The 23,839-nt window shown below is 65.5% G+C and carries 17 protein-coding genes and 1 tRNA gene; 10 read left to right on the top strand and 8 right to left on the bottom strand.

Going from position 1 to position 23,839, the window contains the following annotated elements; translation table 11 throughout:
• Positions 1–7 precede the first annotated feature (7 nt).
• From I5E68_RS11830 to I5E68_RS11820, 3 genes are all read right to left on the bottom strand, one after another.
• Positions 8–1,207, bottom strand: coding sequence for an efflux RND transporter periplasmic adaptor subunit (locus tag I5E68_RS11830; protein WP_323982150.1), 1,200 nt, complete (start codon positions 1,205–1,207; stop codon positions 8–10).
• A 152-nt stretch (positions 1,208–1,359) separates the two neighbouring features.
• Positions 1,360–2,670 (bottom strand): sigma-54-dependent transcriptional regulator, encoded by a 1,311-nt coding sequence (locus tag I5E68_RS11825; RefSeq protein ID WP_197163945.1) that lies wholly within the window; start codon positions 2,668–2,670, stop codon positions 1,360–1,362.
• Positions 2,667–4,379 (bottom strand): sensor histidine kinase, encoded by a 1,713-nt coding sequence (locus tag I5E68_RS11820; protein WP_323982149.1) that lies wholly within the window; start codon positions 4,377–4,379, stop codon positions 2,667–2,669. Before I5E68_RS11820 ends, I5E68_RS11825 begins: the two co-directional genes overlap by 4 nt.
• 265 nt (positions 4,380–4,644) lie before the next feature.
• On the opposite strand from I5E68_RS11820, the gene I5E68_RS11815 reads away from it, so the two are divergent.
• From I5E68_RS11815 to I5E68_RS11775, 9 genes are all read left to right on the top strand, one after another.
• On the top strand, positions 4,645–5,982 hold the full coding sequence (locus tag I5E68_RS11815; RefSeq protein WP_370463741.1) for a dicarboxylate/amino acid:cation symporter: 1,338 nt from the start codon (positions 4,645–4,647) through the stop codon (positions 5,980–5,982).
• A gap of 148 nt (positions 5,983–6,130) precedes the next feature.
• Complete coding sequence (locus I5E68_RS11810) at positions 6,131–7,597, top strand: alginate export family protein (RefSeq protein ID WP_197163941.1); 1,467 nt, start codon at positions 6,131–6,133, stop codon at positions 7,595–7,597.
• A gap of 18 nt (positions 7,598–7,615) precedes the next feature.
• Positions 7,616–9,238: an NAD-dependent malic enzyme gene (locus I5E68_RS11805; RefSeq protein ID WP_197163939.1), complete on the top strand. Its 1,623-nt coding sequence runs from the start codon at positions 7,616–7,618 to the stop codon at positions 9,236–9,238.
• Positions 9,239–9,370: 132 nt separating this feature from the next.
• Complete coding sequence (locus tag I5E68_RS11800) at positions 9,371–10,054, top strand: TetR/AcrR family transcriptional regulator (protein WP_197163937.1); 684 nt, start codon at positions 9,371–9,373, stop codon at positions 10,052–10,054.
• A gap of 175 nt (positions 10,055–10,229) precedes the next feature.
• Positions 10,230–11,573 (top strand): aromatic ring-hydroxylating oxygenase subunit alpha, encoded by a 1,344-nt coding sequence (locus I5E68_RS11795; RefSeq protein ID WP_197163935.1) that lies wholly within the window; start codon positions 10,230–10,232, stop codon positions 11,571–11,573.
• 145 nt (positions 11,574–11,718) lie between these two features.
• Positions 11,719–14,007, top strand: coding sequence for a TonB-dependent receptor (locus I5E68_RS11790; RefSeq protein WP_228726947.1), 2,289 nt, complete (start codon positions 11,719–11,721; stop codon positions 14,005–14,007).
• A gap of 14 nt (positions 14,008–14,021) precedes the next feature.
• A complete protein-coding gene (locus I5E68_RS11785; protein ID WP_197163933.1) occupies positions 14,022–14,786 on the top strand; it encodes an SDR family NAD(P)-dependent oxidoreductase in 765 nt (254 codons plus the stop codon).
• Positions 14,783–15,892, top strand: coding sequence for a nuclear transport factor 2 family protein (locus I5E68_RS11780; RefSeq protein ID WP_197163931.1), 1,110 nt, complete (start codon positions 14,783–14,785; stop codon positions 15,890–15,892). The genes I5E68_RS11785 and I5E68_RS11780 overlap by 4 nt, the downstream gene beginning before the upstream one ends.
• Positions 15,893–15,897: 5 nt before the next feature.
• Positions 15,898–16,434 (top strand): nuclear transport factor 2 family protein, encoded by a 537-nt coding sequence (locus I5E68_RS11775; RefSeq protein ID WP_197163930.1) that lies wholly within the window; start codon positions 15,898–15,900, stop codon positions 16,432–16,434.
• A 4-nt stretch (positions 16,435–16,438) separates the two neighbouring features.
• On the opposite strand, the gene I5E68_RS11770 is transcribed toward I5E68_RS11775, so the two are convergent.
• From I5E68_RS11770 to I5E68_RS11750, 5 genes are all read right to left on the bottom strand, one after another.
• Positions 16,439–18,181 carry a calcium-binding protein gene (locus tag I5E68_RS11770; RefSeq protein ID WP_228726946.1) on the bottom strand — a complete coding sequence of 581 codons (1,743 nt, stop codon included), beginning with the start codon at positions 18,179–18,181 and terminating at the stop codon, positions 16,439–16,441.
• 263 nt (positions 18,182–18,444) lie between these two features.
• A tRNA-Phe gene (locus I5E68_RS11765) sits at positions 18,445–18,520 on the bottom strand.
• A gap of 100 nt (positions 18,521–18,620) precedes the next feature.
• Positions 18,621–18,812, bottom strand: coding sequence for a DNA gyrase inhibitor YacG (gene yacG / locus I5E68_RS11760; protein ID WP_197163929.1), 192 nt, complete (start codon positions 18,810–18,812; stop codon positions 18,621–18,623).
• Positions 18,809–19,783, bottom strand: coding sequence for a ribonuclease (locus I5E68_RS11755; protein WP_197163928.1), 975 nt, complete (start codon positions 19,781–19,783; stop codon positions 18,809–18,811). The genes yacG and I5E68_RS11755 overlap by 4 nt, the downstream gene beginning before the upstream one ends.
• A gap of 10 nt (positions 19,784–19,793) precedes the next feature.
• Positions 19,794–20,399, bottom strand: coding sequence for a Maf family protein (locus I5E68_RS11750; RefSeq protein WP_197163927.1), 606 nt, complete (start codon positions 20,397–20,399; stop codon positions 19,794–19,796).
• Positions 20,400–20,762: 363 nt separating this feature from the next.
• On the opposite strand from I5E68_RS11750, the gene I5E68_RS11745 reads away from it, so the two are divergent.
• Entirely contained in the window at positions 20,763–23,777 is a 3,015-nt protein-coding gene (locus I5E68_RS11745) for a TonB-dependent receptor (protein ID WP_228726945.1), read from the top strand.
• Positions 23,778–23,839: the final 62 nt, after the last annotated feature.

The following is a 23,839-nucleotide window of genomic DNA, read 5'->3' as shown; positions in this document are numbered from 1 at the left end:
GGAAGGGTCAGCCGTCCTTCTTCGCGCTGGCAGCCTTGGCGCCAGCGGCCGGGCTGGCGCTTCCAGCCGGAACCGGCTTGATCGCGGCGTCCTGCTTCAGCCCGTTCAGCCCCTCGGTGATGACCTTGTCGCCGTCCTTCAGGCCTGCGGTGACCACCGAATTGGGCCCGAGCGTGCGGTCCGAGGTCACCTTGCGGCGCTCGGCCTTGCCGTCCTTGCCCACCACCATGAGGTAGGCGCTGCCGTCGAAGTCGCGCTGCACCGCGGCCTGAGGCACGAGGAAGGCGCCCGGTGCGCGGGCCTGGTCGAAGCTGGCGGTTACGAACATGCCGGGCAGCAGCAGTCCGTCTGGATTGGGGAACTGTGCACGCAGGGTCACCGTGCCGGTATCTTCGTCGACAGTGACCTCGCTGAACTTGACTGTGCCACGCTGCTCGTACTCGGTGCCGTCATCGAGGTGCAGGGTCACTTCGGTGCTGCCGGGCGTGGCTCCGCCGCGCGCAAGGCGGCGGCGCAGACCTACGAGGTCGGCTGCCGACTGGTTGAGGTCGACGTAGATCGGGTCTGTACGCTGGATGATCGCGAGCGGGTCGGCCTGGCTGGCGCTGGCAAGCGCACCGACGGTGACCAGCGAGCGACCGATGCGCCCGGAGATGGGAGCGGGAACCGTGGTGAAGCGCAAGTTGACCTGCGCGGTCTCGAGCGCCGCCTTGTTCTGGGCGATGCTTGCTTCGGCAACGCGCGCGTCGGCGAGCGCATCGGTATAGTCCTGCTTGGCAACCGCCTCCATCTCGGCAAGCGGCTTGAGCCGCTCGGCCCGTGCCTTCGCGGCTGCGGCGCTGGCCCTCGCACTGGCCAGGTTGGCGTTCGCCTGATTGACCTGCGCACGGTAGATGCTGGGGTCGATCTGGTAGAGCGTCTGCCCGGCCTTCACGTAGGCGCCTTCGGTGAACAGACGCTTGCGGATCACGCCCTCGACCTGAGGGCGGACCTGCGAGGTTTCGAAGGCAACGGTGCGTCCACTCAGCGAGACCGAGATCGGCACGGTGCTCGGCTTCGCGACAATATAGCCGACTTCGGTTTCGCGCGGTCCCCGGGCCGCATCGTCCTCGCTGCCGCTGCACGCGGGCAGTGTGGCACAGGCGAGCAACAGGGCGCCCAGGCGGACACGGTTCGAGCGGGGCAGGGGAAGGCGGGAAGCGAGCACAGGCAAAACGGGTACCTTGGATTGGGCGAGACTGGCCGTATTCAGAGAATTAGACGCCAGCGCAAGAGAACCACTCATCGATGCGACAATTTGTGACCAAATTGTACATTCGGGGGCACGCAGGCGGCACGGGGGCTGACCGGAGGGGGCGCTCACGAGAGGTCATGGCGAAGTGCCGCCAGGTCAATGCCGTGCTTGTGCACCTTGTAGTAGAAGGTCTTGCGCGGCAACTGCAGCGCGCGGATGGCCGCGCCGATCTCGCCATCGGCAGCGATCACCGCGGTGATGATCGCATCCTTTTCATAGGCATCGACGCGGTCGACCAGACCGGCCTGCGGCGCTTCGGGCGTTGTCGCGGCAGCGGGAGCGGCGAGGCCCATCACGACCTGTTCGGCGAAGTTGTGCAATTCGCGCACGTTGCCGGGCCAGGCATGGTTGTCGAGCATGGTGCGCACGTCCGCAGTGACCGGGGGGATTTCGCGAGCGAAACGTTGGGCGGCATCGGCACAGAAGCGGGCGAAGAGCGGTGCGATGTCCTCGCGCCGTTCGCGCAAGGGGGGGATCGCGAGGCGCATCGCGGCGAGGCGGAAGAACAGTTGCGGCGCGATGCGCGGCGCTTCGCCATCTTCACCGGGCTGGCTCGTCGCGATGATCCGGACGTCAATCGGCACGGTGTTGTCGCCCTGGCGCAGTACGCGCTGTTCGGCAAAGGTCAGCAGGCGATCCTGCAGCAGCGACGGGGCGCGGTCGATGTCGTCGAGGTAGAGCGTGCCGCGGTCTGCGGAAAGCAGTGCGGGATTGGGGGCAGGCCCGAAGGTCTGTGTGATCAGCGCCTCGCTCATCCCGGCGCAGGCGAGCGGGAGAAAGCGGTGGCGCGCGCGCGGCCCGGCGCGGTGAATGAGCCTTGCGAGCAGATCTTTGCCGGTGCCGGTCTCGCCCTCGATCAAGACGTCGATGCCTGCACCGCCGAGCACCGGGATCATCTCGCGCAACCGGCGGATCGCGGGGCTCTCGCCGATGAGCGTCTCGTTGCCTTCGCTTTCGGCGAGTGCGCGCAGCCGCCTGTTCTCGAGCGTCAGCCCGCGCGCGGTCATCGCCCGGTTCGCAGCCGCCACGAGCGCATCGGGATCGAACGGCTTGCTCAGGAAGTCCCAGGCCCCGGCCTTGAGCAGGTCGACTGCCATGTCGATGTCACCGTGGCCGGTGATCAGCACGACCGGCAATTCGCCATCGCGTTCGTGCAGGCGGCGAAACAGCTCTATTCCCGAGATATGTGGCATGCGCACGTCGGTGACGACGATGCCGGGCCACGTCTCGTCGATCGCTGCCAGCGCGCCCTGTGCGCCGTCAAAGCATTCCACCTCGAATCCGGCGAGGCGCAGGACCTGCGCGGTCGAGCGCAGAAGGTCCTTGTCGTCATCGACGAGCGCAATGCGGCGTGGTTCAGGGCTGGTCTGGGTCATGATGCGATCTTGAGGCTGAGAGCGAAGATGGTGCCGGTGGCGGCGGGGCGGTGTTCGAGCGAGCCGCCGAACTCGGTGGCGATGTCCTGCGCGATCACCAGCCCGAGGCCGAGGCCCTCGCTGCGGCTGGTGGTGAAGGGCGTGAACAGCTTGTCCGCGATCTCGGGCGCGATGCCGGGACCGTTGTCGGCAATAAGCAGTACCACCATGCCCGGCGGCGCCTCGGGATCGAGCGACAAGGTGATGCGCGGCGCGGCCGTTTCAGCCAGAGCCTCGATTGCGTTCTGCAACAGATTGACGAGGATCTGCTCGAGCCGGACCTTGTCTGCATGGACCATGAGGTCCGGCGCAAATTCGGGAAAGTCGGTTGCGATGGAGCTCAGCCGCTCGCGCAGCATCAGTTCGCTGCCCTCGATGGCACGCGCCAGCGAGACTCCGGTGAGCGCGCCCGAGCGCTTGCGGGCAAAGCCGCGCAGTTGCGCGGTGACCACGCCGATGCGTTCGGCCAGCCGGTCGATCGTTGTGAGGTTCTCGGTTGCCTCGTCGTCGAGGCCACGCGCGATCAGGGCGCGGGTCACGTGGGCGTAATTCCGGATCGCGGCGACCGGCTGGGAGGTCTCGTGCGCGACGCTTGCGGTAACCTGCCCGAGCGTGGCGAGGCGGTTGGCGAGGCGCAGTTCCTCGCGTAGCTGCGCGGCGCGTGCTTCCAGTTCGCCGCGTGCATCAATCTCGCGGCGCAAGGCACGGGTGCGTTCCGCTACCGCGCGTTCCAGCTGCAAGGTGCGCGCGCGGCGGCGGCGGTTGCGCATGGCCAGCCAGCCCAGTGCAAGGACCAATCCCGTCGCTGCGAGGCCGGTCGCAACTTGCGCAAGGCGCACCGGACCCGAGATCGTACGACCGAACGGCATGGCCAGATGCAAGCGCCAGTTTCCTGTCTCTGCATCGGCTCCCGAGCTGACCAGAAGCCACTTTCCGTCGGGTTGGGCGGTGTCGGTTTCACCGCGCAATTCGATCGTGTCCAGCCCGGTCGTGCGGAATGGGGAGGGGTGGATCGAACCGGTTCCCGAATCGCGGATCACCGCCTCGCGCTCGCTGGCCGGGAGAGCGCGGGTTGCCGCGAAGCGCCACGTCGGTTCGCTGGTGGCGAGGATCACGCCCGAAGGCGCGGTGACGAAAGTCACGCCGCCCGCGCGTCGCCACTGCGTCTCGAGACGGTCGAACTCCAGCTTGACCACGACCACGCCGCACTGCTGCGTGCGGCGGGCGAGGTAGAGGCCGGGGCGACGGCTGACCGTACCCAGCGCGAACTGGCTGCCGCTGCCGGTGTCAAGCGCATCGCGGACATAGCGGCGGAACCCGTAGTTCTCGCCAACGAAGCTGGTGGGCTGGTTCCAGTTGTCCGCGGCAATAGTAAGCCCGTCGCAATTGACCAGATAGATTGCCGAGGTGCCGACATCGGCAGCCATGGCCTCGAACTTGCGGTTGAGCCGCTCGCGCGCGCCGGACTTGCCGGCGAGTGCGGCGATCACGTCCCGGTCGTCAGCCAGCGCCAGCGGCAGGAGGCGGAAACGGTTCACTTCGCTGTCGAGCAGGGCCTGGCGAATACGCGCATCGGCGAGGGTGGTTTCGCGCAGGGCCTGAGTAAAGCGGGCCTGCGTCACCCGCCCGGCAAGAAACGCGACAAATGCGCCGACCAGCAGCGCGCTCACGATCCATGCAAGTGTTCCCCGGCGAATCATGGGCGGGTTTTATGCCGTTGGTCGGCGTTGTGCAAATTTTGGCACATAGGGGTGTCGTGTTGCGCAGTTTTCGGCACGGCGAATTTTCGCAGTTTCGATTAAATCAACGTAAATCCGCCTTTTTGCACTCGTCGCGAAATTGCTTTGTCCGCAGCCTGCGTCTGGGCATTTCTTGTTCACAAGACGTGAGGAGGCAGACCCTCCCACAAGGTTCGAGAGGAAGAAGGCTCACCCCATGCATATGCCGTCTCCGGAAATGGAGCATCCCGCAAAGCCCCGGCGCTGGTACGCCAATCTATATGCGCAGGTTCTCGTCGCGATCGCGCTCGGCGTAGCCATCGGTCACTTCGCGCCCGCCACCGGCGAGGCGCTCAAGCCGCTGGGCGATGCCTTCATCAAGCTGGTCAAGATGGTGATTGCTCCGGTCATTTTCCTGACCATCGTCACCGGCATCGCCTCGATGCGCGACTTGCGATCGGTCGGCCGCGTGGCGGGCAAGGCCTTCGCCTACTTCCTGTTCTTCTCCACGCTCGCCCTGATCGTGGGCATGATCATCGCCAACGTCGTGCAGCCGGGGTCCGGGCTCAACATCGACCCGGCGACGCTCGATGCCTCCAAGGTCGCGCTCTATTCCGAGAAGGCGCACGAGAGCACGCTGACCGGCTTCATGCTGGGCATGATCCCCGAGACCTACCTGTCCTCGATGACCGAGGGCAACATCCTGCAGGTGCTCGTCGTCGCGATCCTGTTCGGTGTCTCGCTCGCGGGAATGGGCGAGCGCGGCGACAAACTGCTGGGCATCCTCGAGGACGTCTCGGTTGTGTTCTTCAAGCTCGTCTCGATCGTCATGCGCGCGGCGCCCGTCGGAGCCTTCGGTGCGATGGCCTTCACCATCGGCAAGTACGGCGTGGGCAGTCTCGCCAACCTCGCCGGTCTGGTCGCGCTGTTCTACATCACCTCTGCGCTGTTCGTGATCGTCATTCTGGGCACCGTCGCGCGCATGGCCGGCTTCTCGATCTTCTCGCTGATCGGCTACCTCAAGGCAGAGCTGCTGCTGGTCCTGGGCACATCTTCCTCGGAGAGCGCTCTGCCCTCGCTGATCGAGAAGATGGAGCGCGCGGGCTGCCCCAAGACCATCGTCGGTCTTGTCGTGCCCACCGGCTACAGCTTCAACCTCGACGGCACCAACATCTACATGACGCTGGCCGCGCTGTTCATCGCCCAGGCCTGCAATGTCGAGCTGACGCTTGGCCAGCAGATCCTGTTGCTCGCCGTCGCGATGCTCTCGTCCAAGGGCGCTGCGGGCGTTACCGGAGCGGGCTTCATCACCCTGGCGGCCACGCTTTCGATCGTGCCGACCGTTCCGGTCGCAGGCATGGCACTGATCCTGGGCATCGACCGGTTCATGTCGGAATGCCGCAGCCTTACCAACTTCATCGGCAATGCAGTCGCGACCGTCATCGTCTCGCGCTGGGAGAATTCCATCGACATGGGCGCCTTTGCCGAGGCCATCCGGCAGCGTCCCGGTGTCGCGGGGCACGAGCCCGCACTGGCGCCGAGCCCTGCCGAATGATCGTACCGTCTGAGTGATAAGACCGGCCCGGACGCAAGAACGGGTCGGAAAGAAAAACCGGATACGCCGCTCACGCCCTTCGGGTCGCACCATCGCGTGTGAGCGGCGCCCTTCGGGTCGCAACTTACAAAAAAAAAGACAGAACATCATGAAAATTGCAAACCGGCCGCTTCTGGCCGCTCTGCTGGGCTGCGCCTCGCTTGCGCCCGCAGGACAGGCATTTGCCGAGGAACAGGCAGCTCCCTATCCGCACAAGGCCGATGGCGACGGGACCGTTCGCGGGTCCTATGCCACCACTCGCTGGGCGGAGGACTGGAGCGGTGTGCAAAAACGGAAGGATGACCGGGATCCGCTCGATCACCTGAAGTACCTGCCGCTCGACGACAACGGCGATGTCTACGTTACGCTCTCGGGCGAACTGCGCCTGCGCACCAATTACACCTCCAATCCGGGACTGGTTAAGGGCGAACACCAGCGCCAGGACATCGTCAGGGTGGTCGGTGCGGCAGATGTGCACCTTGGCGACCACGTGCGCCTCTATGGCGAGTTCGCCCATGCCTCCAGCTCGGGACACAACATCGGCACGCCGACGACCTCGCAGGACAACGATCTCGTCGTTCAGCAGGCCTTCGCCGAAGTCACAGGGATCATCGGTGGGCTCGACATGGGCCTGCGTTACGGTCGTCAGGAGTTCTTCGACGGTTCGCGCATGCTGGTCTCGCAGCGCGACAACAATGCCATACCCTATACCCTCAACGGCATTCGCGGCTGGGTGCGCGGTCGCGGGGTGCGCCTCGACGCCTTCGATCTCGAGCCCACGGCTTATGGGCGGGGCGGTGCCGGTGACGACCGCCCCAACACGGCTCGTCGCTTCTCGGGCGTGACGCTGGGTACGGTCGTCCCCGAGACGCTGACCGGCGCTTCGGGTCTCTACGTCGATCCGTTCTTCTGGCGCCTGCGTCGGCGCGATGCACGCTGGGTCGGCAGCGAGGGACGCGAGGAGCGCTATTATCTGGGTGCCCACGCGTGGGGACGGCTCGGCGATGTGGCGATCGACTGGACGGTCAACCGCCAGTTCGGTGACTACGACGGGCGCGACATCGATGCCTGGCAGGTATTCCTCGACCAGACGATGCCTGTCGGCTCGGGCAAGGCCGCGCCGCGCGTCGGCTTCAGCTTCGACTATGCCAGTGGCGGCGGCGGCAACGAGAGTGGTGCCGGTGCAGGCGCGCTGCGCAACGCGATCTCTCCGCACGGTGCCAATACCCCGTTCAGCCACCACCTGTTCCTCACTGCGACCAATCTTGTCGAAGTCGCGCCGGTGGTTTCGCTCGAGCCCGTCTTCAACGTGCGCGTGCTCGCAGAATACGCCTTCGCATGGCGCGCGGACACGTCCGACGCGATCTATCGCGCCAACGGGGCTCCGCTCGCGCGCACGGTCGATTCCACCGCGATCAAGACTGCGGAACTGCCGCGGGTGCAGGTGCAATGGGCGATCAGTCCGCGCGTCTCGATCACCGCGCGCTACGAGCATGTCTTCGCCGGGCCTGCGCTCAGGCAAGCCGGATACGGGGATTCCGATTTCCTTGCGACATGGCTAAGCATGCGCTTCTGATTCCCAAGGACCATATACATGTCGCCCAACCTCCACGCCCGCGCCCGTGCGCTGCTCTCCGATCCGCTGACCAACAAGGGGACTGCCTTTACCGAGGAGGAGCGTGATCTGTTCGGCCTGCATGGTCTGCTCCCTCCGCACGTGGGCACGCTCGAGAGCCAGATCGTACGCCGGCGACGGGCGCTGGAGGAAAAGGAGAACGACTTCCAGCGCTATGCCTTCCTGCGCGAACTTCAGGATTCGAACGAGGTGCTGTTCCACGCCCTGGTTCAAAGCGACCTGCCGCGCATGCTGCCGCTGGTCTATACCCCCACGGTGGGTGATGGCTGCGAGCGCTTCAGCGAAATCTGGCGGCGCACCCGCGGGCTGTTCCTGAGCTATCCCAACCGCGAGCGTATAGACGAGATTCTCGCCGATCCGGCCTACGACAAAGTCAAGGTGATCGTCGTCAGCGATGGCGAACGCATTCTGGGTCTGGGCGACCAGGGCGCAGGCGGCATGGGCATCCCCATCGGCAAGCTTGCGCTCTACACCGCCTGCGCGGGTATCCATCCTTCCGAAGTCCTGCCGATCCTGCTCGACCTCGGCACCGACAATCACGCCCTGCGCGAAGACCCGCTCTACGTCGGCTGGCGTGCCCCGCGCGTTCGCGGCGCCGAGTACGACGCCTTCGTCGAACGCTTCGTCGAGGCGGTGGACGCGCGCTTCCCGGGCGTGCTGCTGCAGTGGGAGGATTTCGCGGGCAAGAATGCCTACGATCTGCTCGGGCGCTATCGCGACCGTCTGCTGAGCTTCAACGACGACATCCAGGGGACCGCCGCGACCACGGTGGGGACCTTGCTGGCAGCAGTGCGGCGGACGGGCAAGGCTCTTGCCGACCAGCGCATCGTCCTGTTCGGCGCGGGTGCCGCAGGCAGCGGTGTCGCCGAGATGCTGGTCCAGGCAATGATGGCGCAAGGTCTCGACGAGACTGCTGCGCGCACGCGTATCTGGGCGGTCGATCGCGACGGTCTGGTGCTCTCGGACTTCCCCCGTCTGCCACCCCAGCAGCGCAAGCTGGCGCGCGACCCCGCCGAGATCGCGGACTGGGACGTCGACGGGCGCAATCTCGTCTCTCTTCACGACGTCATCGCGAACGTGAGACCGACCGTGCTCATCGGGACTTCGGGGCAGAAGAACGCCTTTGACGAGCGCTGCGTCCGCCTGATGGCCGATGGCGTCGAGAGACCGGTGATATTCCCGCTCTCCAACCCCGTGTCGCGGGCCGAGGCCCATCCTGAGGACCTGCTCGACTGGACCGACGGTCGCGCGGTCGTCGGTACGGGCAGCCCCTTCGCCACGCCTGGCATCACGCAGGTCAACAACGTCTACATCTTCCCCGGCGTCGGTCTCGGCGCGCTGGCAGCGCGGGCGAGGGGGGTGAGCGATGGCATGTTCATGGCCGCAGCCCGTCGGCTGAGCGAACTGGGCGGAGCGACCGGAGGCCTGCTGCCGCCGGTTACCGACCTGCGCCACGTCGCGCTCGAGGTGGCGGTCGCGGTCGCGCGGTGCGCTCAGGAGGAAGGGCTGGCCGGCGCCGGAAGCGAGGCGACGACCCGCGATGCCATTGCGGCATCAATGTGGGCAGCCGCTTACGACTGATCCCGGCGGAGACTGATCCCGGCGACAGGGGCCGGTCCGCCAGGCGGCAAGCCCGCTGGCGGACCATTGCCTGTGTCCCGGTCGGTGCCTATGGCTTGTGCGCGAGATGCAACACATCAATACCTTTTGCAGATGAGCGGCCCGGAGGAAACGCCGAACCGCAACGTCGCGCGCGGCGAGGCGACGCGTGCGCGCATCCTCGACGCTGCCGAGGTGCTGTTCTCGCAACGCGGTTACGACGGCACTTCAATGCGCGATCTGGCCGAGCTCGCCGGGGTGCGCATGAGCCTGGTCCACTACCATTGCGGCGCCAAGGACCAGGTGCTTGCCACGGCCATCGACCGCAAGCTCGACGATCTCCTGCGCTTCGTGCGCGGCAGTTTCGACGAGGCGCGCTCTGCCGGGCGCCTGACCGGGGTGGAGGACTGCGTGCGCGCCTTCGTCGTACCGTTCCTTGCGATCACCGCCGACAAGGATCACGAGCTTCACAACTTCGTGACCATGACCTCGCACCTGATGAGCTCCTACCGTATCCCCGAAGTGAAGCCCTCGCTCATGCGCTTGAGCACGATCTCGGAGGTCTTCACCACGCACTTGCGGCTGCTGCGTCCCGATGCCGACCAGTCGACCCTGCTCGCAGGTGTCTATTTCATCGAAGCGGCGCTGGTCTTCATGGTGCAGGACCCGGGCTTCCTCGACGATCTGACTGCCAGTCACCATTCCTCCGATCATCTCGATCGCATGACGGAATCTGCTCTCAGGTTCTTCTCAGCGGGTCTGCGCGCCCTGATCGGACCGACCTCTCAGATTAGATAGGTTGGTCGATCGACCAATCACGATATTGTCGCTGTCAACGGCAGAAGACCGGCGAGGGAGTGGATCGAACGAGCGGCCCGCATGCGCGGCAGCCGATCACCCCGCGCTACGCGCTTCTGACCCGAAAGATCGCCCCGGCCTGCCTCGCAGGCTCAAGGGTTACGGGAGACAGGACATGACCAAGGCGCTCAGCGTGCCGCCGCCGATGGACGGGCGCGATCCGTCCAATCTGCGCGGCGATGCGATTACCGGGGATCGCTACTTCTCGAAGGAATTCGCCCAGAAGGAATGGGACCACATGTGGACGCGCATCTGGCATATCGCCGGGCGCACCGCGGATGTCCCCGAAGCAGGTGATTTCGTGGTCCACAACTTCATGAAGGAGTCGGTGATCGCGGTCAGGCAGGAGGACGGCTCTGTCCGCGCCTTCTACAATTCCTGCGCCCACCGTGGCATGCGCATGGTCGACGATGCCAGTTCGGTCGACGCCTTCAGCTGTCCCTATCATGGCTGGCGCTACGGGCTCGACGGCAAGCTCATCGCGGCGCAGGATGCCGATGTCGATTTCAGCCGCGGCAACCCTTGCGGCAAGGTCGGCCTCAACGAGCTGCGCTGCGACACCTGGGGCGGTTTCGTGTGGTACACGATGGACCCGGACGGGCCGAGCCTTGCCGAATATCTCGAGCCGATGCCCGCGCTCTACCGCAATTACCCGATGGATACCGCAGTGCGCGTCGCCTGGTACCGCATCGCGCTCAACGCCAACTGGAAGTTCGTCACCGACAACTTCTCGGAAAGCTACCACACCCGCACCGCGCACCCGCAGGTGCCGCCATGGATCGATCAGGACGTCGATTCCGCGCGCCACGAGATGTGGCCCAAGGGGCATGGCCGCACCGTTCAGCCGATGCGCCCCTCGCTTTCGGATCGCCCGGAAGGAGGTGGCAACGCGATGTTCGAGGGCGAACTGCGCAAGTGGGGCATCGATCCCGCGCAGTACGAAACCTATGAGGACTTCGCGCTGCAAGGCTGGAAGGACCTCAAGGCGGCGAAGCAGAAGCTTTGGCAAGAAAAGGGTTACGTCCACTACGAGAAGATGGACGACGAGGAGATTACCGACAGTCCGCACACGGTGATCTTTCCCAATGTCACCATCTCGTTCCTGCCCGACAACCTCGTCTTCTTCCGCAGCGAACCGCACCCCGAGGACCCGGAGAAGTGCTATTTCGACCTGTGGTGCATGGCCTTTCCGGTCGAGGGGCAGGACGAGGTGGAATCGGTCATGGCGGGCCGCAAGCCGCTGCGCGAGGTGATGGAGTGCGAGCACCGCGACTTCGATCGCGGGCGCGGCATTCCCGAGCTGGCAGGACAGATCGTCTATCAGGACATGGAACTGGCCGAGAACATGCAGGCCGGCATGCATTCGCGTGGCTACCGCGATGCCTACCTCTCCGATCAGGAGACGCGCATCCGCTTCTTCCACGAGGTGCTCAACGACTGGATCAACGAAAGCAACTGAGAAGCCACGCGCCGGAACAAGGGGCGGGTTTCGACGGTGCCGGCCGCTGCTTCGACATGAAGTCGGGCGCGGAGCGGTGCTGGTCGACTGCATCGGTCGCGCAGGCGACGAAAACGATCGAACAGAAACATGAGGGAGGAATGCAATGAAGCGACTTGGAGTGAAGGTGTCGCGCTTGGCGATATGCAGCGCACTGGCGGCAGGGCTGGTGATGCCGATTGCGGCCCACGCCCAGCAGGAAGCGCAGGAAACGGCAGTTTCCGAGCCCCAGACGGGTATTCAGGAGATCGTCGTTACCGCACAGAAGCGCGCCGAAAACATGCAGAACGTCCCGATTTCGGTAACCGCGGTCACCGGTGATGCGCTCGCTGCGACGCAAGGGACCTCGCTTCAGGCACTGCAGGGCTCGATCCCCAACGTCCAGATCGACAACTTCGCAAATACGCCCCAGAGCGCGGTCTTCACGATCCGCGGCATCGGCGTCATCGAGCCCGATCCCTATGCCGGCAACACGGTCTCGATCGTCGTCGACGGTGTCCCGCAGTTCTTTTCGATGGGCGCACTGCTCGATCTCTACGACGTCGATCGCATCGAGGTCCTGCGCGGACCGCAAGGTACGCTCTTCGGCGCCAATACGACCGGCGGCGTGATCAACGTCGTGACCGCCCAGCCGACCGGCGAGTTCGGTGGGCACATCAAGGCGGCTTACGGCAACTGGAACAGGTTCGATGTCTCGGGCGCAGTCGAGATCCCGCTCGTCGAGGACACGCTCTCGTTCAAGGTCGCGGGCATCCATACCGAGCGCGACGGCTGGGTGACCAACGTGGTCGACGGTTCGGACATGGGCTCGAAGAACCTCAACGCGGTACGCGCCTACCTCAAGTTCACACCGGGCAGCAGCTTCGATGCGACGCTCCAGGGTGAATACGTGCGTTCGCGCAATGGATCGCCGATAATCATCAATGGCGGCATCGAGGGCGAGGTCCTCTATACCGAGCCCGGCACTGAGGGGATGTACGTCAGTCCCTGTGCAGGCGGTGGCCAGTGCGTCGCGCCCGACAAGTATTACAGCGCCAACAACTCGGTCCCCGACGAGTCCAACATGGACACATTCTCGGGCATCTTCACTATGAACGCCTACGATACCTTCCTCGGCGACCTCACCTCGATCACCGGATACAAGCACTTCAAGCTGCGCGAGTATACTGATCAGGACGGCTCGCCGCTGTTCAAGAACGACACCTACCGGCGCACCGAGGGCTGGCAGTTCAGTCAGGAACTGCGCACCAACCTGACGCTTTCCGACAGCTTCAACGTGCTCGCGGGCGGCTTCTACCTCAAGAACCACTACGACCACATCCAGGCCTACCGCCTGCAGTTTGCAGCGCCCGGGCTGCTCCAGACCAACCTGCAGGACCAGGATAACTATTCGCTCTCGGGCTTCGCGCAGGCCTACTGGCAGCTGACCGATGCGCTCAAGCTGCAGGGCGGCATCCGCTATACCCACGAGAAGACGGAATCGACCCCGAGCCTGATCACCAGCATCGGCGATCCGGCCGGTTCGAACTACACCGGCGAGGGCAACTTCGTGCTCGACAGCTTCACCACCGGCGGCTCGAAGAGCTGGGACAACGTGGGCTGGAAGCTGGGGGCGGACTACCAGCTGGCAGCAGGACCGCTACTCTACGCAAGCTGGGCGCGCGGTTTCAAGTCGGGCGGCTTCACTGCGCGCGTGGGCGTGCCTGCCGATGGCGACACGCCGTTCGATCCCGAGGAAGTCGACACCTTCGAAGTGGGCTTCAAGGCCGACCTGCTCAACCGGCGTCTGCGCACCAATTTCGCGATGTTCTACACCAACTATCGCGACATGCAGGTGGCGCAGATCTACTTCGACAGCGCGACCAACACCCAAGGCAACCGCATCCTCAATGCCGGCAAGTCCGAGATCAAGGGCTTTGAGTTCGAGGCGACGGCGGCTCCGGTCGACGGGATGATGCTGCGCGGCTCGGTCGCCTACCTCGATGCCAAGTACAAGGACTTCCTCTACGGCGATCCGGTCTCGGGCGAGATCTACGACCTTGAGGGCTACCGCCTCCAGAACGCGCCCAAGTGGAATGCGACTGCGGGCGTGAACTTCGTCATTCCGGTGGGCGACGGCGGCGAACTGGTGAGCGATGCCAGCTACAGCTACACCAGCGCGAAGTACTACACCGCGATCCTCGATACCCCGCGTTCGCGCATCCAGCCAACGCACCTTATCGATGGATCGATCACCTATTACCCCGACGGGCGCGCCTGGTCGATCGGGCTCTGGGCGAAGAACCTGCTCGACACCCGCTACATGTCGACCGTCTACGACAGCCCCGGATACGGCGGCATCGCCGGTTATGGATCGCCGCGCCAGTGGGGCGCCTCGGCCTCCTTCAACTTCTGATCGGGAGTGGGCTCATGGGCAGAGTGGAAGGCAAGGTCGCGCTGATTACCGGCGGGGCCTCGGGACTGGGGGCCGCCGACGCGCGGCTCCTCGCCGCCGAGGGTGCGAAGGTCGCGATCACCGATGTACAGGGCGATCGCGGGCGCGAGGTTGCGGCCTCGATCCCGGGCGTGCTGTTTCTCGAGCACGACGTGCGCGACGAGGCGCAGTGGCGCGATGTCGTTGCCAAGGTTGTCGCGCACTTCGGCGGGCTCGACGTGCTGGTGAACAACGCGGGGCTGGTCCGCTTCGCCAATGTCGAGAACTGCGAGCTGGAGAGCTTCCGGCTGCAGATGCAGGTCATGGTCGAGGGCTGTTTCCTTGGCTGCAAGAGCGCCTTGCCGCACATGGGCTCGCGCCGCAGCGGCGGGGCGACGACGCGCGGCTCGATCATCAACGTCGCCTCGGTGGCCGCGCTCAAGGGGATCAGTGCGATCCCCGCCTATAGCGCGGCGAAGGCCGGGATTATCGCGCTGACCCGCAGCGTTGCGGTGCATTGTCAGGAACAGGCGCTGGCCGTGCGGGTCAACGCCATCGCGCCCGGTGCCCACGAGACGCCGATGACGCAGCAGGCGCTCGCCGAACTGCCCGGCGGCGATGCCGGGCTCGACCAGGTCGAGGCGCATGGCCAGGGCAAGCCCGAGGACGTCGCCAACCTCGTCCTTTTCCTCGCCTCGGAAGAATCGCGCCAGATCACCGGCACGCACATCGTCATCGACAACGGCGAGACGATCTCGTGAACCTGGAGGCGCTTGCCGATCACGCCGCGATCCGCACGAACCTCGCGCAGCACAGCCGCGCGGTGGACCGTGCGGACGCGGCGATGCTGGCCCAGTGCTATCATCGCGACGGCACGGTCGACTACGGCTTCTTCGAAGGCGCCGCGGCAGACTTCGCCCCGATCCTCGCAGGCGCGCAGGCGCAGGGGCCAGTGACCCAGCACCGCACCGCGCAGATGTGGATCGCGCTCGAGGGCGCTGTCGCGACCTCGGAAAGCTACGTCATGGCCTATGCCGGAGACGAGAGCGTGGCCGACAGCCCGGTGCAGCGACTGATCTGTGGACGCTACCTCGATCGCCACGAAAAGCGCGCTGGCCAGTGGCGTCTCGCGCACAGGGCCTATGTCCTCGACACCAATCTCAACTGGTCGGGCCGCTTCAGCAAGCCGGGGCTTGGGCCGCTTGAAAGCCACGTTCCCGCGGGCGGTCATGGAAGCGGGGATGCAGGGATGGCGATATTGGCCACAGAGACGGCCCGCCAGCGAACCAGGACGAATGGAGAAAGTGGAATGCAGGAAGCCGGCACCGATGGGGGAGGTCGCCTATTGGAAACGCTGGTCGCGCGCCAGCAGATCGCCGACCTCACCATGGCCTATTGCCGCGGCGTGGACCGCGCCGATCGAGAGCTTCTTGCGTCCATCTTCCACGACGACGCGACCGTCGTTTCGGGGGCTTTCAACGGACCTGCCCGCGAATTCGCCGAGACGATCTGCGCCATGGTCGAGGACGTCTACGAGCAGACCTTCCACTCGATCGCCAACCAGTGGATCGAGATCAGCGGCGAGAGCGCGGTCGGCGAGACATATGTCATCGCGGTCTCCACGACGCGCGGAGGCGGGCAGGCGGCAAGCGATACGCTGACCGGCGGGCGCTACATCGACAGCTTCGAGCGGCGCGAAGGCGTCTGGAAGATCGCCTCGCGCAGTTTCGTGCTCGACTGGATGCGCAGCGAGCCGACCACGCGGCAGATGGAAGAGGGGCTATACGCCGCGCTAGACCTGCGCGGATGTCGCGGCGCAGGGGATCCGGTCTATGCGCTTGCCGGCACCGCCATGGCTGCGGGGTGAGGGCGATGACGCGAAGCATCGAACAGCTCGAGGCCGAAATTCACGATCTCACCGCGCGGCGCGACATCGTTCGTGCGATCAGCGCCTATATGCGCGGACAGGACCGGCTGGACCGGGAGTTGCAGCTCAGCGCCTTCCACGAGGATGCCGACGTCGACTGCGGCTTGCTGCGCGGCACGCGGGAAGAGTTCACCGACTTCGCGCAAGGCTTTCTCGCGCAGATGGAGGGCAGCCAGCACCTCATCGGCCAGACCGACATCACCGTCGAGGGCGACCGCGCGCATGGCGAAATCTACTTCTTTGCTTGGCACCGGCTGGTCGAGGATGACCAGCGATACGACCTGTTCATGGCCGGACGCTACATAGACGAATATGCCTGCCGCGACGGACGCTGGGCGATCACCCGGCGGCGCGAGCTGATCGACTGGGGGCGCAAGGACAAGGTCTCGGACGGCTTCATGGCCGACATGCCACTGTTGCATCTCGGCGCACGATCGGGCGCCGATTTCAGCCAGCTGCGCGACTGGAGTTCGGGCACCTGAGGTATCACACGAGGTAGATGTCGCTCGCCTCGATCGTGGCGAGATCGTCGAAGATCGCGATCTGGACTTTGTCCGTGCTGCCCGAGCCGTCGGCATCGTAATAAAGCACGCCGGTCGTCTGGTCGTAGAACAGGTGCTGATCGGGCGTTTCGGCGTTTTTGCCATAGCTCAGTTCTCCGGAATCCAGCGCTCCCGTGCCCAGGTCCGCCAGTGCCGCGAAGGCGGCGGTGGCGAGTTCTATCGTGTCCACGCCGCTCTCGAAATCCATCACCCGGTCGCGACGATAGGTCTGTTCGAGCACGTCGAATACGAAGGTATCCTCGCCGAGGCCGCCGGTGAGCCGGTCCGCCCCGCTGCCGCCGATCAGCCTGTCAGCGCCATCGCCGCCAAGGAGGACATCGTTGCGCGCGCCGCCGTCGAGCAGGTTTCCGGTCCCGCCGATCACGGTGAGGGTATCCTGACCGGCCCCGCCGTACAGGGAACTCGACGCAGCGAAGCTCACGCCGTCTTCGCCGCCTTCGATCAGCACCCTGCCGATGAGCGTATCGTTGCCGGTACCGCCATGGATCACGTTCTCGCCGACATCGAAGCTGTCCGCCCACTGCTCGACGCCATCAAGGTCGAGAATGAGCTGCGCCTCGAGCAGGTCGCTGCCCTGGCCACCGTCGATTTGGTTGAGCAGGTCGCTGTCGTCGAGCGACCAGCCGGGGGCGAGCGTTATCGAGGCGAGGATCGTGTCGGCACCAAGGTCGCCTGACAGGACATTGTGGGCCGGTTCGCCGCCGGTCCCTTCCTCGGGCGTGAGTTCAATGAGCGAGGTCAGGGCGTCGCTGCCCGATCCACCCGCCGCGGTGACGAGGTAGGACCCGGCAGCGGTGCTGGTGATGGACGAGGCGATGGTATCGCGCCCCGAACCACCATTGAGGGCATGGACGATCTCGTGGAAAGAGAAGTAGTCGCCGCCGAGCGCACTGGTCGCCTCGATCGTATCGTGGCCCGAACCCCCGTCGATGGTCAGCGTCGCCTCGGCTGAGCCGTCATCGCCCGCTTCGAGCCAACCGACCAGCCTGTCGCTTCCCGCACCTCCGGTCAGGTCCTGCTCGACGTATTGCGTACTGGCGTTGCTGGTCACGTAGGCACCGGCCTCGATGTCGTCGTTGCCGAGCCCGCCGGTGATCGTGTTCGCCACTTCGTCGCCGCCGTTGCTGATGCCTTCGACCCTGGCCCTGATCAGGTCGTGGCCCGAGCCGCCCTCGACCACGTTGAAGGCTTCGCTACCGAAACCGTAGAAGCTGGTCGACGCGAAGACCTCGATGGTGTCGGCACCGCTATCGCCTGCGATGACGTTGCTGGCGGTGCCATCGTACTCGTCGAGATCGGCGCTGGCCGTGATGACGTCGTCGCCATAACCACCGTGGACGATGTTCTCGAGCGTGCCGGCGAAAGTGCTGCCGTCGAAGACGAAATAGGGTTCCGCCTCGATGGTGTCGTCACCTGAACCGCCATCAAGGAAGAGGCGGGCCATTTCGGTAACGCCGGGCCGGGCGATCAGCCGGTCGTCATCGGCTTCGCCGAAGAAGGCCAGGTCGGCAGCGGTGAAGCCGCCGAAGTTTGTCTGGAGCAAGTCATTGCCATTGCCGCCGAAAAGACGCGCGCCTGTATGATTGGCGGTAAGAGTGTCTTCGTCGTTGGTTCCGAACAGGTCTTGGTCGGTCTCGGTGGTTTCGAGAGTAATGCCGGATGCCATATTTCGTGCTCCTGCAGTTGCAGTGAGGCGATACTCAGCGATTGCAAATAGTATTGCACGCGCTTTTTCATATGGAAGTGATTATGCGGGATTTTAACTTGGCGACGCTGCTCTGAGTGATCAGGAGTGAACACTTCGCCGAGTCGCTGGCATCCGCTTGCGCAAGACGGGCGGGCTCACGAACGGCCGGCCTCTGTGCCGCAATGCCGGTCAGGCTGATTATCCGAATGTCTGTGAAGGCTTGCAACCACTCCGTAGAGGAGTGGTGCCCGGGGACGGAATCGAACCGCCGACACCATGATTTTCAGTCATGTGCTCTACCAACTGAGCTACCCGGGCATCGCCCTGATCGAGGTCCCGAAGGTCACCGCCGATCAGCTGGTTGCGGGCCTATGGCGAAGCGCGCGGGGCTTTGCAACCCTAAAATCGCGACAAATATTCAATCGTCCTGTGGATTGTTCGAAAGGTCCTGTTCGAGGCGCGCGGAGAAGTCGGGCGGGCCGGCCAGGGCATAGCCGTCGGCGAGCCACTGGACGAGGTCGCGGTCGCGGCAGCGCTTGGAGCAGAAGGGGGCGTGGTCGGCCTGGCGCGGCTTGCCGCAGATCGGGCACTTGCGTTCGGGACTGGTCATGACGAGACCGCCTGCGCGAATCCGGCGTGGATCGCAAGGCCTGGATCGCAATTCCAGCGCAGGGTGCGCCCGGTCCGGCGGGCAAGCTCGGCCTCCCACTCGGTCCCTACTTCGGCGCGTACCGCCGGATGCGCGCTGAGCAGCAAGACGCCGGGTTCGGTTACCTGTTCGGCGCGGCGCAGCAGCAGGCGCGCTGCTGCCGCGCGTGGGCGGGTACGCACGCGCTGGAGGATCGAGGGACCCTCGCTGCGCGCGACCAGCTGCACGAAGCCGAAGCCGTTCATCGCGGTCGACTGGTGCGGCCAGTGATCAAGCGCTGCCGCCAAGGCCTCGTCGACGCGGCGGCGCTCCTCCTTGCGCTCGAGCGAGGGGAAGTCGATGCCGATCGAGCCGGCAAGGTCGAACTGCGCGATGGCATCGGCGATGGCGGGAATGGCCGCGAGCGCGAGCGCGCCCGGAGCGAGCGTCCCGTCTACGTCGATCAGGGTCATTGCCGGGGTCGGGCTGACGAGGATTTCGCCGTTCTCGAAGGCGATCGTGCCATCGAGCGCATCGGCGATGATCGCAGGCCAGGGATCGTCGGGAAAGCGGGTGACGATGCACGCGCTCGCCCCGCTGCCAGCGAGCCGTTCGACGAGCGGCGGGGCAGGGCGGGCCGGGCGGTCGCAGGGGCGGGCCTGCGCGCGCTTGAAGCGGCCCTGTTCGGCCATCGCCGCGCGGGTCACCTCGAGACGGATGGGCGCTCCTTCGCTGGCCGAGGGCGGGAGTGCATTGACGAGGGCTTCCTCGCCCGATGCGAAGCGGGCTGTCCCCCGGCGCGATCCGGCGCGGCGCGCGACGAGCGTGGCATCTGCGATCTCGCCCAGAGCGAGCGCACCGGGCCAATGGAGCTTCGCGGCGAGGACCTGACCTGCCTCGACGAGGATGGCGCGATGTTCGCCGATACCTTCCTCGACCAGCCACTGTGCCATGACGCGGTCCTCAGGAGATCGCGAAACCGGCGGCGCGAAGCAGCGCGCGGGTCTCGAACAGGGGCAGGCCGACCACGGCGCTGTGGCTGCCCGAGATCCAGGCGATCAGCCCCTCGGCGCTGCCCTGGATGGCGTAGCCACCGGCCTTGCCGTGCCATTCGCCGCCCGCGATGTAGCCATCGATCTCTTCGGCCGAGAGCGGCTTGAAGCGTACTACGGTCTCGGCAAGGCGTTCACGCAGCGATCCGTCTGGAGCTGCCAGCGCGATGGCGGAAAGCACCCGGTGGCGACGACCGGAGAGCAGGGCCAGGCAGAGCCGTGCGGTCGCTTCGTCCTCGGCCTTGGGCAGGATGCGATGGCCGCACGAGACGACGGTGTCGCCGCCAAGGATGTGCATGCCGCGGGCGGCCTCGTCCTCGCGCAGTGCCAGTGCCTTCTCGCGCGCCATGCGCCGGGCGTAGGCGCGCGGGAGCTCGCGGTCCGCCGCGCTCTCGTCGATGTCGGCGGCGAGCGTCAGGTCAGGCTCGAGACCGAGCCGGGTGATGAGTTCGCGCCGACGCGGGCTCGCCGAGGCGAGCAGCAGGCGCGGTGCTGGGGTGGTGGAGAGCTGCGTCAACGCGGGACCTGCGTGCTGGATTGGAATGGTATGTGCGGCGTCCTTCGCTGGTGGCGAAAGACACTAGTACGAAAGGCGCCTAATCGGCGATCAAACCCGTGCTTCTACGAAACTGACTTCGCGCGCCATATCGAGCGCTGCTTCAAAAGGCCAGCGCCGGGTGCGGCGGGGAAAAACCGGGCAGGAGCGCTAAGGGCCGGGAGCCTTTGCCGACGGCGGGGTTTATCCGAGTTGGCAGGGTCCTGCGACAAAATAATACGCAGTGCGACTTGCTGATCCGGGGCCTCGTCCGGCAACAGCACGAAAGTCGAGCCGACCGTTTATTGCGGCATCCCTTTTCTTGGCGGAGATCCTAGCTTGCGTTTGACGACCCTTATCGTTCTGGCCACCAGCGTTTCGATGCCTGCCCTTGCGGCCGCGCAGGACGTCGCGGCGCCTGTTTCCAGCGCAGCCGGGGCCGGGCAGAGCGAACCCGGAATCCGCGTCGACGACGATGATCCGGTCGAGGTCATCGGAAACGAGATCGTCGTCACCGCGCCGGCCTTTCGTGGCATCGTCGACGTGCCCCAGCAGCCGATCATGACGTTCGAGGAAGAGGACATCGCGGCCTACGGCGCGTCCTCTATCGCAGAGCTGATCGAGGCGATCTCGCCGCAGACCGGCAGTGGGCGGGGACGCGGCAGCGGGCGACCGGTGATGCTCGTCAACGGCCAGCGGATCACCAGCTGGCGCGAGATGCGCAGCATCCCCCCCGAGGCGATCGCGCGCATGGAAATCCTGCCTGAGGAAGTTGCGCTGCGCTTTGGCTATTCGGCGGACCTGCGGGTCATCAACCTGATCCTCAAGGACAACTTCGCGGCTGTCACGGGCGCGGGTGAATACAATCGCCCGACGCGCGGCGGCTACGACAACTACGAGCTGGAAGGCGGTATCTTCAAGATCGCCGGGCCACGGCGTTACAATTTCTCGACCAAGCTCACCGAGACGTCGATGCTGACCGAGGACGAGCGCGATATCCGCCGCGAGGACGACGAGTATCCCACCGTCGCGGGCGACCCAGATCCCACGCGCTATCGCAGCCTCGCGAGCCGCAGCTCCGAACTGGAGATGACCGCCACGATGACCCAGGGCGTGGGCGAAGGCGGGTTGGATGGCCAGGTCACCGTAAACGGCGGTTATACCCGTTCGGTTACGCATTCGCTATCCGGCCTAGATACCTTCACGCTTACCGATCAAGGCGGTAACAGCGAAATTCGCACGTACGACGACCCGCTCGCGAGCCGTGTCCAGACCGATACCTTCGAGGCAAGCCTGGGCTACAACACGCAGTTCGGCGACTGGCAGTTCAGCGCGACCGGCGATGGCAGCTATACCGAAACCAATACTCGCAACGATCGCAGTCGCGGCGCAGACATCTACGGGGACTTGCAGGACGCTGCAGCTGCCGGTGAATTCGATATTGCCGGTGCCTTGCCGGTGCTTCCCAGCGCCGGCATCGACCAGGCGCGCAACCGGGTCTTCGCAGGGACTTCGATGGCGACCCTGGCGGGCACCCCGTTTCGCATGCCCGGCGGCGATGCGAGCCTGACGATCAAGGCGGGCTACGATTATTCGCGTACGATGAGCGAGGACACGCGCTCGACGGTGGGTGATGTGACGCTCTCGCGCGGGGATGTCTCGGGCGGGCTCAATCTTGCCCTGCCTCTGACCAGTCGCGACGAGGATTTCCTCGGAGCGATCGGCGACCTCTCGCTCAACCTGAGCGGTGGCCTCAACGAGCTTTCCGATTTCGGCACGCTCGCCAACTGGACCGCAGGGCTGACCTGGTCGCCGACCGATACGCTCTCGTTTCAGGGAAGCTATATCGTCGAGGAAGCGGCGCCGACACTCGCCCAGCTCGGCGCTCCCCAGATCGTCAGCTACAACGTCTCTGTCTATGACTTCGTCAACCAGACGACGGCGCTGGTGGACGTGACGAGTGGCGGCAACCCCAACCTGCGCAAGGAGACGCGCCACGACATCAAGCTGTCGGCGAACTGGCAGCTGCCGATCCTCGATCGCTCGAACCTGCTGGTCGAATTCTTCAAGAACCGTTCCAGCGACGTGACCCAGTCTTTCCCGATGCTGACCCCGGCGATCGAGGCCGCTTTCCCCGACCGGGTCGAGCGTGACGCCTACGGCAACCTCGTAGCGCTCGACCAGCGTGCGGTCACTTACGATCGCATCGCCAGCTCGAGCATCCGGTGGGGCTTCAACGTCGGTGGCCGGATCGGGCCGGACCCGCGTGCGGCGCGCGAAGCCGCAGCGAGCTCAGGCAGCGCACGCGCTCCGGGTACGCCCGCAGCGCAAGAGAATGGTGCGGCCCGGAGCGGAGGAGCATCGGGTGGCCCTTCCGGCGGTTTCGACCCTGCACGCATGGAAAAGATGCGCGCCGCACTGTGCGCGCCTGTCCAGCCGGGTCAGCAACCCGATCTCTCGTCTCTGCCCGCGCCGATGCTCGAGCGCCTCAAGGGCGAGGACGGACAGATCGATCCCGCCAAGCTTGAGCGGGCGAAGCAGCGCTTCTGTGCCGCGGACGGCGCGGCGCCGGGGTCTGCGGGGCCGGGTGGGCCGCCGCCGGGATTTGATCCGGCGCGCTTTGCAAAGCTGCGCGAGACGCTGTGCACCGAAGGTCGCGAAATCGACCCCGCCACCTTGCCCGAGCGTATGCGCGAGCGGCTGGTGGGTGCCGACGGCAAGGTCGATCCGGTAAGGCTCGCACAGGCGAAGGAGCGGATTTGTGCTGCTCCGGCTTCGGGAGGACAGGCGGCTTCGGGAGAAGCGGGGCAGGAAAAGGCCAGTGGCAACCGGCAGCGCAGCGGCGGTGGCATGCCGTTCGGTCGCGGCGGTCCTCCGGGCGGGCGCTGGAACCTCTCGCTCTACCACACCTGGCGTTTCACTGACGAGGTGCGCATCGCGCCCGGTTCGGAGGTGCTGGACCAGCTTTCGGGCGACGCCATCGCCAGCGGCGGTGTGCCGCGCCATGCGATCGAGGCCGAGGGCGGGTTCTTCTACGATGGCTATGGCCTGCGCATGAAGGCCGACTGGGAGGCACCGAGCCGGGTCAACGGGACCGGCCTGCCGGGTAGTTCGGATTTGCGCTTCGGTAGTACATTCAAGATCGACCTGCGCTTCTTCGCGGACCTCGGGCGCAATGAGAGCCTCGTGCGCAAGGTGCCCTTCCTCGAAGGCGCTCGCCTGTCGCTCACCGTCGACAATGTGCTCGACCAGCGCCAGAAGGTGACTGACGATGCTGGCGAGATACCGATTGCCTACCAGCGCGCCTATCGCGAGCCGCAGGGGCGCGTGATCGGGCTCGACTTCCGCAAGCTGTTCTGAGGCTAACCTGCGCAAAACCGCGGAGGTGGGGCTGGAGAACCTGCCCTGCGGGTCCTATCTGA

Origin of the sequence: Novosphingobium aureum, assembly GCF_015865035.1 — a bacterium.
Taxonomy (GTDB): Bacteria; Pseudomonadota; Alphaproteobacteria; order Sphingomonadales; family Sphingomonadaceae; genus Novosphingobium; species Novosphingobium aureum.
This window is presented reverse-complemented; position numbering and strand designations above follow the sequence as displayed.